Raw genomic sequence first — 14,294 nt, forward strand, 5'->3', positions numbered from 1 at the left:
CCTTGAGATCGTGCGTGCAAAGTCTTGGTTGGAAAAATCCATGCATCCTGATGGGTTGCATGATTTGCGCAATGTGAAGGCAATCATCATTCTGATACTATTTGCTGGCATTTTCCGCGCCCGACAAATTGGTTTCGAAAACGAGGGCCGTCAGGTGACGGTAGGCCTTGCCGGAGAGCTGAATGAAATCCTGGAAGCAGATTGCCTTGTGCCTGCTCATAGCTGCGGCTGCCGTTGGCGGCTGGTATGCCTATAAGAACAAGAATGATGTGGTGAAGACCGCAGCAACGGGCGAGGAAGCGCCGAAAGGCGAAGGCGGGCGATCCGCACCACTCGTTGTTGTCGAGGCCGCCGGCGAAGAGACCATCAACAACCGTTTGACGGCTATCGGTTCGGCACGGGCTCTCAGCACCGTGTCGATAACCCCGTACTCCAGCGGTTACATGACGAAGCTTTACGTCAAGGCGGGCGATAGCGTGAAGGAAGGCGACTCGATTGCCGAACTTGACGCCGAGACGGAAAAGATCGCTGTCGCTAAGGCCGAGACGGCGTTGAAGGATGCGCAGACGACACGCCAGCGCATTGCAAAATTGCGAGCGACGAACACCGCAACTGAAGTTCAGGTGGTTGAGACTGAGCTGGCGGTCGCCAATGCGCAGCTTGCTTTGCAGGACGCGCAGCTCGCCTTGAGCCGTCGCACGGTTCGTGCGCCAATCTCCGGTATTGTTGGTATTCTTCCTGTCAATGTGGGTAACTACATTACCGCACAGACTTCCATCGGTCGTATCGATGACCGGTCGAAAGTGCTGATCGATATATGGGTGCCAGAACGCTTCGCACCGCAAATCAAGGTTGGCCAGCCGTTGACAGCGGAATCGACCGCTTTCCCGGGTGAGACCTATAGCGGCGAGATCAACGCGGTTGACAATATGCTGGATGAAGCCAGCCGTACGCTGCATGTTCGCGCAGAAGTGCCGAACACGCAGGATCGTCTGCGCGCGGGCATGTCGTTCTCCGTCACGGTTCTCTTTCCGGGTGATCGCTATCCTTCGGTCGACCCGCTGGCCATTCAATGGGGGGCTGACGGTTCCTATGTGTGGCGTGTTGAGGACGGTGTCGCCAAGAGAATTGTCGCGCGTATCGTTCAGCGCAATTCAACCAACATTCTCATCGATGGTCCGGTGAAGCAGGGCGACATGATCGTTACGCAAGGTGTTCAAACCGTGCGCGATGATGCGCCGGTACGTGTAAAGGACGAACAGGGTACGGCACTGGCTGATCCTGTTTCGATAACACGTACTGCAGGATGAGGGTAAACGCGTGACCGGTCACAATTCCTCATCCAGTAGCGGCGGATCGACGGCGCTTTTCATCCGTCGTCCAGTTTTTGCTTTCGTTATCAACGTTCTGATTGTCGTCGCGGGTCTTGCTGCTTTCACAGGCGTCGATATTCGCGAACTGCCGGACGTTGACCGGCCTGTGGTGACAATCAGCACGGATTTCAGTGGTGCATCCGCTGAAACTATTGACCGTCAGTTGACACAGGTTCTCGAAAACGCTGTCGCGCGCGTTTCGGGCGTAAAATCTATTTCTTCAACATCGTCGTTTGAACGCAGCCGCGTCACGGTGGAGTTCAACGATGGTGTAGACCTCAACGTTGCCGCCGCCGACATGCGCGATGCGATTTCCCGTGTCGCCAATGACGTGCCGGAAGAAGCGGACCCGTCGCGCATCATCAAGGCCGATTCCAACGCTGATCCCGTGATGCGTCTGGCGGTTACGTCCGACACCATGTCTGTCGATGACATGACGGTGCTGGTCGAAGACCAGATACAGGATATCCTCTCCGCGGTTCCGGGCGTGGCTGACGTCCAGATCAACGGTGACCGCGACAAGATATTCCGCATCGATATCAATCAGGCGCGCCTTGCGAGCTATGGTCTGACCATTGCGGATATTTCTACGGCGCTTTCTTCCATGGGGCTGGACGCCCCTGCCGGTTCTTTGCGTAGCGCCGATCAGTCCATCGTTGTCCGTGCCACGGCCAATCTGGAAAAGCCTGAGGATTTCGAGAACGTCTACATCAACGGACGCACGCAGATCCGCGATGTTGCTACCGTCACGCTTGGGCCGGATATCGAAAGCTCGGCGGTCCGGTCCAACGGCAAGACGGCAATTGGTCTCGGCATCGTCCGTCAGGCACAGTCGAATACGCTCGATATCTCGGAGGGCATTCGGGCAGCGGTCGCCAATTTGCAGAAAACCTTGCCCGCGGGCGTGAATATCGCCGTTACCAGTGACGATGCGAATTTCATCAATGGCGCTATCCACGAGGTGGAAATCGCACTGATCGCGTCAGTGATCATCGTTGTGGCGATTATCTTCGTGTTCCTCTGGGATATACGCGCAACGCTCATCCCGGCCTTGTCCATGCCTGTCGCTTTGATCGGCACGATCGCCGCCATCTATCTGGCAGGATTCTCGGTCAATATTCTTACCCTTCTGGCTTTGGTGCTCGCCACAGGTCTCGTGGTCGATGACGCCATTGTTGTGTTGGAAAACGTTGTCCGGCGACGCAATCAGGGCATGGGGCCGCGTGCTGCGGCAGTCCTCGGCACGCAGGAAGTCTTCTTCGCCGTTATTGCCACGACGCTGACTTTGGCGGCAGTCTTCGTTCCAATTTCGTTTCTGCCCGGGCAGGCGGGTGGTCTGTTCCGTGAATTCGGCTTCGTGCTGGCAATTGCTGTTCTTCTGTCATCTGTTGTTGCGTTGACGCTTTGCCCCATGCTTGCCTCTCGCTTCCTCAAGGAAGGGAATGGCGAAGACGGCGGCCACGGTCCGCTTTTCCTGCGTCGTATTGGCGGCGGGCTTGCGACCTTCTATAAAAAGACGCTGCACATCTGTCTGTCGGCGCCATTCGTTGTTGTGCTGGTGGCAATGCTTTTCGCAGGCGCATCCTTTGTCGGCTACGGTCTGATCCGTCAGGAACTGACGCCCTCGGAAGATCGTGCCGTTGCACTGCTGCGTATCAATGGGCCGCAGGGCATCAGTGTGGAGTTCCTCCAGTCTCAGCTCGACAAGATTGAGGAGGCCGTCCAGCCTCTGCGCGATAGCGGTGAAATCATTACTACTTATGCCATCGCAGGTTCCGGCGGGTCGTCCAATAACGGCTTTGTTGTCCTGACGCTGGCACCGTGGAAGGAACGCGCGCGCAGCCAGCAGGAAATCATGGCTGACATTACCCAGCGCATCAAAGGCATAACGGCGGTGCGTATTTTTACCACCCAACCGAACAGCCTTGGTATTCGTGGTGCGGGCAACGGTTTGCAGTTTGCCATAGTCGGTAGCGATTATGCCAAGCTACAGCCTGCCGCGCAGGCGGTCGTTGCCGCGCTGGAAAAGGATCCACGGTTCGTGCAGCCGCGACTGTCCGTCGAGCCGACCCAGCCGCAGCTTTCCGTCGAGATCAATCGCGAACGAGCATCCGATCTTGGTATCGACATCACAGGGCTTGCGAATGCTGTGCAGTCGGTACTCGACGGTCGCAAGATCGGATCGGTTTATGTCGGAGATCGCAGTTTCGATGTGAAACTCGTTGCCACCACCAACCCGATCAACGATCCGACCGATCTTGAAAACATATTCATGAAGACGACGGACGGTCGTTATGTGCCGATGTCGTCTATTGCTACGGTCGTTGAGAAAGCGGTTCCGCCGCAGCTTGATCGCGAGACGCGCCAGCGCTCGGTGTCCATAACGACAAATCTGCGCGACGATTTCGCGTTGGGCGATGCCTATAAGGTCGCACAGGAAATCGCGGCACCTTTGCTGCCTCCGGGAAGCCATATCATTCCGCTGGCGGAAGCTTCGACGCTCAGCGAAACATCAAGCGGCCTGGCAATGGTGTTCGGTTTTGCCATCATCATCATTCTTCTGGTGCTGGCAGCGCAGTTTGAAAGCTTTGTCAGTGCGCTGATCGTGATGGCGACGGTTCCTCTCGGGCTTGGTTGTGCGGTTTTTGCGATGCTGCTCACAGGTACGAGCCTGAACGTCTACAGCCAGATCGGTCTCGTGCTTCTGGTCGGCATCATGGCCAAGAATGGTATCCTGATTGTCGAATTCGCAGATCAATTGCGTGACAGGGGCTTGAGCGTTCGAGAAGCAATCGAGGAAGCATCCAACATTCGTCTTCGCCCGGTCTGCATGACGATGATCTGCGCCGTGCTTGGCGGTGTGCCGCTGGTTTTGGCAAGTGGCGCTGGCGCAGAAGCCCGTGTGGCTCTGGGCTGGGTCATTGTGGGTGGTCTTGGATTAGCAACGATTGCTACGCTTTATGTAACGCCGGTCGCCTATCTGCTGCTGGGACGCTTTACGCAGCCCAAAGCCGAAGAGGAAGCACGGCTCGAAAGAGAGCTGAACTACGCCCTTAAAGGGAAGTCACAAAAGGGTGGCACGGCTGAACCGGCGGAATAAACAAAAAGAAACCGGCCTTTTGGGGCCGGTTTTTTTGCTGTTTTGAACGGGATCACTTCTTCATGGCGTCGGTTATCTTGGCTGTCCACGCGCCTTCCGGTTTCTTGGTGATGACGGGGTCAGAGCCACCGCCCAGAAGCGTTTCCACGGTGCGGTCGGCAGCCGCCACATCAAGGGTGCCATCGGAGCCGTCAACCAGCTTGCCGATTTCCTTGACCATACGTTCCTGAACTTCCTTGGTCTGAGCACCGGAAGCATCGTTGTCGAGTATGATATCAGCTGCTTCTCCAGGGTTCTCGGATGCGTATTTCCAGCCCTTCATTGAGGCACGGACAAAACGGGCGAGCTTGTCGACCATTGCCGGATCATCTAGGCTCTTTTCCAGCACATAGAGACCGTCTTCCAGCGTGGCGACGCCTTGCTCTTCATATGGGAAGACGACAAGCTGATCGGCTGGAATGCCTGCATCAATCACCTGCCAATATTCATTATAGGTCATTGTAGAAATGCAGTCGGCCTGCTTCTGGATCAGCGGGTCGACGTTGAAGCCCTGCTTGAGCACGGTCACGCCATCCTTGCCGCCTTCGGTCGGAATTTTCAGATGGCTCATCCATGACAGGAACGGGTATTCATTGCCGCCGAACCAGACACCGAGCGTGCGGCCCTTGAAGTCTTCCGGCTTGGTGATGTTAGTATCCTTGCGGCAGGTCAGCATCATGCCGGATTTCTTGAAAGGCTGGGCGATGTTGACGAGCGGGACGCCTTTTTCGCGGGTCGCGAGCGCCGACGGCATCCAGTCAACCACAACATCCGCGCCACCACCGGCAATCACCTGCGGCGGAGCGACGTCCGGTCCGCCCGGTTTGATATCGACATCGAGATTTTCTTCCTCATAGAAGCCTTTGTCCTTGGCTACATAGTAACCGGCAAATTGCCCCTGCGTCACCCATTTGAGCTGCAAGGTCAGCTTGTCGGCTGCCATTGCCGAACTGCTCATAAGCGCGAGCGCCAGTCCGGCTGTTCCAAGGCATAAAGAAATTGCCTTTTTCATTTCAGTTCTCCTCTGGTTCTTTTTATTGCCGCGCATTTTGCCCGAAAACCGGTTCCCACTTTTCGGAATGCACTTTGGTCTGCCTTATTTTTGCAGATGCCAATTATTCAGGCTTATGCCCTCCTGTATGAAGGGTGCCAGAATGTCATTCTGCGCTCGATCAGCGCGATCAGCCCATAAGAGAGCGATCCCGCAAGAGCAGCTACAAAGATTTCAGCCCAAACCATATCCACATTCATGCGCCCGATTTCCGCAGAGATGCGGAACCCCATGCCGACAATCGGCGTGCCAAAAAACTCCGCCACGATCGCTCCGATAAGTGCGAGGGTGGAATTGATCTTGAGAGCGTTGAATATGAACGGCATGGCCGCTGGGAGACGCAGCTTGAACAATGTCTGCCAGTAGCTTGAGCCGTAGGTTTCCATCATGTCCCGTTCCATTGCCCCGGTACTGGCAAGGCCCGCAACCGTGTTCACCAGCATAGGGAAGAAGGTCATGATGATGACCACCGCTGCCTTCGATTGCCAGTCGAAGCCAAACCACATCACCATGATCGGTGCGACGCCCACGATTGGAAGTGCTGCAGCCAGATTGCCGAGCGGCAACAGGCCTTTACGCAGGAATGGAATCCGGTCGGCGATGATGGCGGTTATGAAACCGAGACCGCATCCCGCCACATAGCCGATGATGACGGCCTTCAGAAAGGTCTGTCGGAAATCCGCCCAGAGAATTGGTACGGACGCCGTTATGCGTGCCCAGATTGCTGATGGTGCTGGAAGGAGAACCTGAGGAATAGCGAAAAGCCGGACGGTTACTTCCCAGAGCAATAACATCGCGATGCCAAAGAGCGCTGGCACTGCGATATCCAGAAGCTTTTGGCCCAAAGGGTTACGGGTCTTGAGACTTGCGACCCAACCCACAACCAGCCATGAAACAGCTATTAGCGCTATGACGGATAGGATGCCTGTCATCATGTGGCTGCCCTTTCCGGCTTTACACCCATGCGTCGGTTCACAAGCTGTGCCGCGACGCCAATCAGCGCAACCAGCACCGCAGCCATCAGAGCAGCGGCAACGAGTGCTGCCCATATCTGCACGGTCTGGCCATAGTACGAGCCTGCAAGCAGCCGAGCACCAAGACCGGCGACTGCACCGGTTGGCAATTCACCGACAATAGCGCCAACGAGGCTGATCGCGACGGCGATCTGCATCGATGTGAACAGGAATGGCATGGCCGCAGGCCAGCGCAGTTTCCAGAACACCTGCGATCTTGATGCATTATAGGTGCGCATGAGGTCGAGATGCATCACATCAGGCGATCTCAGCCCCTTCACCATTCCCACTGCCACGGGAAAGAAAGAGAGATAGGTGGAGATGATAGCTTTGGGCAGCAAGCCCGATATGCCAATGGCATTCAGGACCACGATAATCATCGGCGCGATGGCGAGGATCGGGATCGTTTGTGAGGTGATGATCCATGGCATCAGGCTCTTGTCGAGTGTGCGGGAATGAACAATTCCTACAGCGAGAAGAACGCCCAGCGCCGACCCAAGCACAAAACCGAGCAGGGTGGACGATAGTGTGACCCATCCGTGATAGATCAGGCTGCGCTTGGAACTCGGTTTGACACCGAAGACGGTTTTCCAGATTTCTTCAGCTACCTGATGCGGTGCGGGCAGGACCGGTCGGTCCTGATGCATCGTATTGGCGACAAGCGTCGAGAAGGTGATTTCTGTCCCTGCGCGTGTCGCCTGATCACGCTCAAACGGGGCGTTGAGTACCACCGCTAGGCCGTACCAAAGCGCAATAATGACGGCGAGTATAGTCGCCACGGGGATGAATCTGTCGTGCAGGAAGCCTTTCATGGACGATCTCCAGCACGATGCCGTTGAAAAGTGCCCTTATTCATGGATGTGCCCCAAACGCAAACCCTCACGGACGCGGTGGGCAATTTTCAGGAACGCTTCGGACTCCCTGATTTCAAGTGGTCTGTCCGGGCCAAGATCGCAATCGATGATTTCATGAATGCGGCCTGGGCGCGGGCTCATGACAACGATCTTGGTTGAGAGAAACACCGCTTCCGGGATCGAGTGTGTGACGAAAATCACTGTTTTGCGGGTTGCTGCCCAAAGCTTGAGAAGCTGTTCGTTGAGATGATCGCGCACGATTTCGTCCAGAGCGCCGAAGGGCTCGTCCATCAGCAGCATATCAGGATCGAATGATAATGCGCGGGCTATCGATGCGCGCTGTTGCATGCCGCCGGAAAGCTGCCAGGGATATTTTTTGTCAAAGCCTGAGAGATTGACGAGCGCGAGGTTCTTTTCGATCCGCTCGCGCCTTTCTGCCTTGGAGAACCCCATAATCTCCAGCGGCAGGCTGATATTGTCTTCGATGGTGCGCCACGGAAACAGAGCGGCCGCCTGAAATACGTAACCATAGGACCGGTCGAGGCGGGCTTGCTCCGGTGTTTTGCCGTTGACCGTGACAGAACCTGATGTCGGTTGCTCCAGATCGGCCACGACGCGCATCAGCGTAGTCTTGCCGCATCCCGAAGGTCCGATGAAGGAAACGAACTCGCCGCGCTTGACGGCAAGATCAATATTGGACAGCGCATGGACAGGTCCGTCATTCGTCTCGAAGACGAGCGACAAGTCTTTGATGTCGATCACTGTCTGCGCATTTGCCTCGCCCCTCCCATTATCCCTGGATCGGGTGGCCATGCTGTCATTCAAGTTCATGCGCGGTTCCCGAAGCTGGACGATGGCCATGTCTCAGACCCCTATCGGCATATGTTCGGCGCTGCGTTCCACCTTGCGCGGCGCAACGATTTCCTTCCATTGTGACAGCGCCCGATTGACGGCACCGTTCGGTTCGCGCTCGATGAAGCGCCCGTCGCCTGGCTCTGCCTTGACGTGTCCCTTGTCGAAAGCGATACGTCCGCGTGAAAGCGTCGTCCTCGGCAGGCCCTTGAGCTCAAAACCTTCGAACACGTTGTAATCAATCGAGGAAAGCTGTGTTTTTGCAGAAACCTTCTTGGTTGCCTCCGGATCCCAGATGACAAGATCAGCGTCAGCACCCGGCAGCACTGCGCCTTTCTGCGGATAGATGTTCAAGATCTTGGCAATGTTTGTCGAGGTGACAGCAACAAATTCATTTGGCGTCAGGCGACCAGTGCGCACGCCGCGCGACCACAACACTGGCATACGTTCTTCCAGACCACCCGTTCCATTCGGAATCTTGGTGAAATTGCCGATGCCGTAACGCTTCTGTTCAGTAGTGAATGCGCAATGGTCGGTTGCAACGCATTGCAGGCTTCCAGCCGCAAGACCGGCCCAGAGACTATCCTGATTGACCTTGTCACGGAATGGCGGAGACATTACCCGGCGTGCCGCATAATCCCAATCCTTGTTATGATATTCGCTTTCGTCCAGCGTCAGATGCTGGATCAGCGGCTCGCCGAACACGCGCATACCCTTTTGCCGGGCGCGGCGGATCGCTTCATGGCTCTGTTCGCAGGAAACATGCACGACATAGAGCGGAACGCCTGCCTGATCGGCAATCATGATCGCGCGATTGGTTGCTTCACCCTCCACTTCCGGCGGACGCGAATAGGCATGGGCTTCCGGTCCGTCATTGCCTTCGGCCATCAGTTTAGCCTGCAGCTGCGCAACGATATCGCCGTTTTCAGCATGGACGAGCGGCATGGCGCCCAGTTCAGCACAACGCTGGAACGACGCGAACATCTCGTCATCATTCACCATCAACGCGCCCTTATAGGCCATGAAGTGTTTGAAGGTGTTGATGCCGCGCTTCACCACCTCGGCCATTTCGTTGAACGTGCGCTCGTTCCAGCCGGTAATCGCCATGTGGAACGAATAATCGGTGCGCGCCTTGCCAGCCTTCTGGAACCACTCCTGAAGCGCGTCGAGCAGGTTACCTTCGGAATCCGGCAGCACGAAATCGACCACCATCGTCGTGCCGCCGGAAAGGGCGGCCGCAGTTCCGGTATCGAAATCGTCGGAAGAATAGGTCCCCATGAAGGGCATTTGCAGATGGGTGTGCGGGTCGATGCCACCCGGCATGATATAACAGCCGGATGCATCTATGACTTCATCGCCGGAGAGATTGTCGCCGACAGCAACAATCTTTTCGCCTTCGATGAGAACATCGGCTTTAAAGGTGCGGTCAGCCGTGATGACGGTTCCGCCTTTGATGACCTTTGCCATTGTTCGTCGTTCCCCTTTTTGGTTTTGTTGCGAACAGTAGCAGTAGTGGATGGTTGTGAAATCAGCTTACAATTTCAGCAGTCTCCAATACCGCATGCAGAAGCACGTCGGTTCCCGCCGACGCCCATTCCTTCGAAATATCCTCGTCTTCATTGTGGCTGAGCCCGTCCACGCATGGGCACATGACCATGGCCGTTGGTGCGACGCGATTGACCCAGCAGGCATCGTGGCCTGCGCCGGAAACGATGTTGCGATGGCTGTAGCCAAGTCGCTCTGCCGCATTGCGGATCGCCACCACACAACCATCATCAAAGGTCACCGGGTCGAAATGTCCGGCCACCTCAATCTCGATGCCGATGTCCAGTTCTGCGGCAATCTTCGGCGCTTCCTTTTCAAACCGCGTTTTCATGTCGTCCAGCACATCCTGGTTGGGCGAACGGAAATCCACAGTGAAAACGATCTGGCCCGGAAGCACATTGCGTGAATTGGGTGAAACGTCGATATGGCCGACACCGCCAACCGCATCCGGCTGGTGGGACATGGCGATTTCGTTGACGAGTTGCAGCATCTTGCCGAGGCCAAGGCTCGCATTCTTGCGCATCTTCATAGGCGTAGAGCCGGTATGCGCCTCCTTGCCGGTCAAGGTCACCTGCAGCCACCACAGCCCCTGACCGTGCGTGACAACACCGATATCCTTGTGCTCAACTTCAAGGATTGGTCCCTGTTCGATATGAAGCTCGAACATCGCATGGATTTTGCGCTGCCCGACCGGTTCATCGCCTTTCCAGCCGATGCGCTCCAGTTCGTCTCCGAATTTCTTGCCTTTGGCGTCGGTGCGCTGATAGGCCCAGTCCTGCTCGTGGACACCGGCAAAAACACCGGATGAGAGCATCGCCGGGGCAAATCGCGTGCCTTCCTCATTCGTCCAGTTGACGACGACGATTGGCCGCTTTGTCTTGATATTCATATCGTTGAGCGTGCGCATGACTTCGAGGCCGCCGAGCACGCCCAGCACGCCATCGAATTTACCACCCGTCGGCTGCGTGTCGAGATGGCTGCCCATATAGACCGGATCGGCGTCGGCATCTTCGCCGGGGCGGAGGAAGAACATGTTCCCCATCGTGTCCACGCCCATGGAAAGTCCGGATTTTTCGCACCAGCTCTGAAACAGTTTGCGGCCTTCGCCGTCCTCATCGGTCAAGGTCTGGCGGTTATTGCCACCGCGCACACCGGGGCCGATCTGGGCCATGTCCATCAGACTGTCCCAAAGACGATCGCCATTGACTCTAAGATTGCTGGTGAGCACCATGCGCTCTGCCTCCGCATTATGTATGTGCGTTTAAATTCGGGCCATTATACTTCTAGCCCGTATCCACCCGCCAATATATGTTCCCACGACCCGGCTCTTTGGCCACAATATTCTTGCCTTGCGGGCAAAAACTTGACTAGTTGGTCAAATTGCAGGCTAGAAGAGCGTTTGAATATGGTCAAGCGCTTTTGAAAAATTCTACACTGCTGAAAGGTGTCAAATGGCCACAGCTCCTTCAGACTCACGGACCGACACGGTTGAAAACGAGAAGATGTCGAACGACAAGTCGGAAGGCGCGACGCGCATTCAGGGTATAAATCGCAGGCTTATCCTCGATGCAGCGCTGGAGGTTTTTTCCGCTTATGGCTTTCGAGGTTCGACAGTCGACCAGATCGCCGAGAAGGCAGGCATGTCGAAGCCAAACCTGCTTTATTATTTCCCGCGCAAGCAGAACATTTATGTGACCGTGCTGGAAGATACGCTTGCCACCTGGCTGGAGCCTTTCGAACACATTAATCCGGACGGTGATCCGCTGGAAGAATTGCGGCGCTACATTGCTGTGAAGCTTGAAATGTCGGCGAAGAAACCGGAGGCTTCGCGCCTTTTCGCCAATGAAATTCTGCATGGCGCTCCGGCGATTTCTGACTTTCTCAAAGGGCACCTGAAGCAGTTGGTCGATGAAAAAGCGGCAGTCATTCATCGATGGATTGCTGAAAAACGCTTGGCTCCGGTCGATCCTTATCATCTGATTTTCACCATATGGGCGGTAACGCAGCACTATTCGGATTTTTCCGTGCAGGTCGGGGCCGTTCTCGGCAGGCGATCGGAGGAGGCCGGTTTTTATGATGAGACGGCCAAAGCGGTGAGTGCCATTATTCTTGACGGCATCCGCCCACGAAACGAGAATTCGTCATCATGAAAACGATTCTTATTGCAGCAGCCATTGTCCGCGATGAGGCAGGCCGTTTCCTCCTCGTGCGCAAGCGCGGCAGCGAGATTTTCTTCCAGCCCGGCGGCAAGATCGATGCGGGCGAGCAGCCTCAAATCGCACTCATCCGTGAGATCGAGGAAGAACTCGGCATTCTCATTGATGAGAGCCAGTTAAGCTATGCTGCGAAAATGTCAGCGCCTGCAGCTAACGAGCTCGACGCCACGGTTGAAGCCGAGCTGTTCCATCTTAGCCTTAAGGAAGGGCAGGTGCCTGCCGCTTCCAGCGAGATTGAAGAACTGATCTGGCTCAAGGCTGGCGATCAAAGCCGTCCCGTTGCCCTGCTTTCGCAGAGCATTCAGGCGCGGTTTTCGGATGCAGTTTAAGCACTCTCGACGCGATTTCCTTCGCGATCGAACAGATGGAGATGCTGTGCTGGGAAGCTCACCTGAATGGAACCCTGCGCATGAAGCGCATCGCGATCCAGCGTGAAAATCTTGAACGGCAATCCATGCAGGCTGAGATGCAGGATAATGCCGAAGCCGGTTGGCTCGACCAGATCGACATCAGTCGTCAGGCCTGCTGAATTCTCGATATGCACATGCTCTGGACGAATGCCAAGCGTGGCGTTCCCGCCATCCTTGAGTTTTACGGGCTGCGGCAATGCGATGAGCGTGCCGTCCTTGAGTTTCAGACGTGGACCACCATCCTGTTCAAGATAGGTCACATCGAGGAAGTTCATGGCGGGTGAGCCGATGAAACCTGCCACGAAGAGATTGGCCGGGTGGTCATAAAGCTCCAGTGGAGAGCCGACCTGTTGCACCACGCCACCATGCATGGCGACAATACGGTCAGCCAGAGTCATGGCTTCGATCTGGTCATGCGTTACATAGATCGACGTGGCTTTCAGCTCGCCATGCAGCTTCTTGATTTCAGCACGCATCTGCTCGCGCAGCCGTGCGTCGAGGTTGGAAAGCGGCTCGTCAAAGAGGAAGGCCTTGGGCTGACGCACAATGGCGCGGCCCATGGCAACACGCTGACGTTGGCCGCCGGAAAGTGCTTTCGGACGACGCTCCAGCAAAGGATCAAGGCCGAGCTTGGCGGCGGTCGATTTGATGGCGCTTGCGATCTTTTCTTTCGGCGTTTTGCGCAGTCGCATGCTGTAGCTCATATTGTCGGCGACACTCATATGCGGATAGAGCGCATAGGACTGAAACACCATCGCAATATCGCGATCTTTGGGTGCCAGCTCATTGACGCGCTTGCCACTGATCTGCACCTGACCGGCAGTGATGTCTTCAAGGCCTGCAATCATGCGCAGCAATGTGGATTTGCCACAGCCTGACGGGCCGACCAGCACGATGAATTCGCCATCTTTGATCTCAAGGTCAACGCCGTGCAGAACAGCATGTTCGCCATAGCTTTTGCGGACTGACTGAATATCGATGGAAGCCATAGGGAAAAATCCTTTCAGCCTTTGACCGCGCCAGCCGTCAGGCCCTGCACGAGATATCGTTGAATGAGGAAGAAGAAGAGACAGGCCGGGATCAGCGCGAGCACACCCGCTGCCATCATCTGTCCGAAATCGACCGAAAACTTTGAGACGAAGCTCAAAAGCCCGACCGGGAACGTGGCTGAATCATTGCCGGAAATCAGCATCAGCGCGAACAGAAGCTCGCTCCACGCTGCGGTGAAAACAAAGCCAAGCGTTGCTGCAATGCCAGGCAGGGTCAGCGGCAGAATAATCTGGCGGAAAGCCATGAACTGCGTTGCGCCGTCGATCTTGGCGGCTTCTTCGAGATCCTTCGGAATGCCGTCGAAGAACGATTGCATCAGGAAGGTTGCAAAAGGCACATTGAATGCCGAATAGACGATGATGAGGCCGATCAGGCTGTTGGTGAGACCGAGCGGTGCCATGATCTTGTAGATCGGCGCGATCAGCATCACGAGCGGGAACATCTGCGTCAGCAGCATCAGCGCCACAATCCAGTATTTTGCACGGAAATTGAAACGTGACAGTGCATAGCCGGAGAGCGATGCCAGTAGCGTAACGATGATGGCGGTTGAGCCGGATACGATCAGGCTGTTGCGGAAGAACAGCGGAAATGAGCTGTTGTTCAACACATGGCTGAAGTGATCGAACGTCATGCGCGATGGCCAGAGCCGCACGCCTTCGCTGTAAAGCAGATCATTGGGGGTAACGGAAACCTTCACCAGCCAGAAGATCGGAAACAGCGCGAACAGAACAAACAGCAGAATGGCAATGCGATGCGCGCCGACAAGGAGGAGTTTACGGTTTGTCATGGCC

At 55.8% G+C, this 14,294-nt stretch carries 12 protein-coding genes; 4 read left to right on the forward strand and 8 right to left on the reverse strand.

Annotated features, from left to right (window positions below):
- The first annotated feature begins 182 nt into the window (after window positions 1-182).
- The gene (locus OANT_RS01805; protein WP_010658164.1) at window positions 183-1,310 is read left to right on the forward strand and encodes an efflux RND transporter periplasmic adaptor subunit; all 1,128 of its coding nucleotides are present in this window, start codon (window positions 183-185) and stop codon (window positions 1,308-1,310) included.
- Between the two features lie 10 nt (window positions 1,311-1,320).
- Complete coding sequence (locus tag OANT_RS01810) at window positions 1,321-4,473, forward strand: efflux RND transporter permease subunit (protein ID WP_011982510.1); 3,153 nt, start codon at window positions 1,321-1,323, stop codon at window positions 4,471-4,473.
- Window positions 4,474-4,525: 52 nt separating this feature from the next.
- Here the strand turns inward: OANT_RS01810 and OANT_RS01815 are convergent, their stop codons facing one another.
- From OANT_RS01815 to OANT_RS01840, 6 genes are all read right to left on the reverse strand, one after another.
- Window positions 4,526-5,524 carry an ABC transporter substrate-binding protein gene (locus OANT_RS01815; protein WP_010658166.1) on the reverse strand — a complete coding sequence of 333 codons (999 nt, stop codon included), beginning with the start codon at window positions 5,522-5,524 and terminating at the stop codon, window positions 4,526-4,528.
- Window positions 5,525-5,637: 113 nt separating this feature from the next.
- Window positions 5,638-6,498 (reverse strand): ABC transporter permease, encoded by an 861-nt coding sequence (locus tag OANT_RS01820; RefSeq protein ID WP_010658167.1) that lies wholly within the window; start codon window positions 6,496-6,498, stop codon window positions 5,638-5,640.
- Window positions 6,495-7,388 (reverse strand): ABC transporter permease, encoded by an 894-nt coding sequence (locus OANT_RS01825; protein WP_011982511.1) that lies wholly within the window; start codon window positions 7,386-7,388, stop codon window positions 6,495-6,497. Before OANT_RS01825 ends, OANT_RS01820 begins: the two co-directional genes overlap by 4 nt.
- A 36-nt stretch (window positions 7,389-7,424) precedes the next feature.
- Complete coding sequence (locus OANT_RS01830; RefSeq protein WP_012090677.1) at window positions 7,425-8,261, reverse strand: ABC transporter ATP-binding protein; 837 nt, start codon at window positions 8,259-8,261, stop codon at window positions 7,425-7,427.
- A gap of 33 nt (window positions 8,262-8,294) precedes the next feature.
- Entirely contained in the window at window positions 8,295-9,749 is a 1,455-nt protein-coding gene (gene hydA / locus OANT_RS01835; RefSeq protein WP_012090678.1) for a dihydropyrimidinase, read from the reverse strand.
- A gap of 61 nt (window positions 9,750-9,810) precedes the next feature.
- Window positions 9,811-11,058 (reverse strand): Zn-dependent hydrolase, encoded by a 1,248-nt coding sequence (locus OANT_RS01840; RefSeq protein WP_010658171.1) that lies wholly within the window; start codon window positions 11,056-11,058, stop codon window positions 9,811-9,813.
- Between the two features lie 220 nt (window positions 11,059-11,278).
- Between OANT_RS01840 and rutR the strand changes: the two genes are divergently transcribed.
- Both rutR and OANT_RS01850 read left to right on the forward strand, forming a co-directional pair.
- Entirely contained in the window at window positions 11,279-11,977 is a 699-nt protein-coding gene (rutR, locus tag OANT_RS01845; RefSeq protein WP_012090679.1) for an HTH-type transcriptional regulator RutR, read from the forward strand.
- The gene (locus OANT_RS01850) at window positions 11,974-12,372 is read left to right on the forward strand and encodes an NUDIX hydrolase (RefSeq protein WP_012090680.1); all 399 of its coding nucleotides are present in this window, start codon (window positions 11,974-11,976) and stop codon (window positions 12,370-12,372) included. The genes rutR and OANT_RS01850 overlap by 4 nt, the downstream gene beginning before the upstream one ends.
- Here OANT_RS01850 and OANT_RS01855 read toward each other — a convergent pair.
- Both OANT_RS01855 and OANT_RS01860 read right to left on the reverse strand, forming a co-directional pair.
- Window positions 12,369-13,442: an ABC transporter ATP-binding protein gene (locus OANT_RS01855; protein WP_012090681.1), complete on the reverse strand. Its 1,074-nt coding sequence runs from the start codon at window positions 13,440-13,442 to the stop codon at window positions 12,369-12,371. The two genes, OANT_RS01850 and OANT_RS01855, sit on opposite strands and share 4 nt — an antisense overlap.
- A 14-nt stretch (window positions 13,443-13,456) precedes the next feature.
- On the reverse strand, window positions 13,457-14,290 hold the full coding sequence (locus OANT_RS01860) for a carbohydrate ABC transporter permease (protein WP_010658175.1): 834 nt from the start codon (window positions 14,288-14,290) through the stop codon (window positions 13,457-13,459).
- Window positions 14,291-14,294: the final 4 nt, after the last annotated feature.

It is taken from the genome of Brucella anthropi ATCC 49188 (assembly GCF_000017405.1).
Taxonomy (GTDB): Bacteria; Pseudomonadota; Alphaproteobacteria; order Rhizobiales; family Rhizobiaceae; genus Brucella; species Brucella anthropi.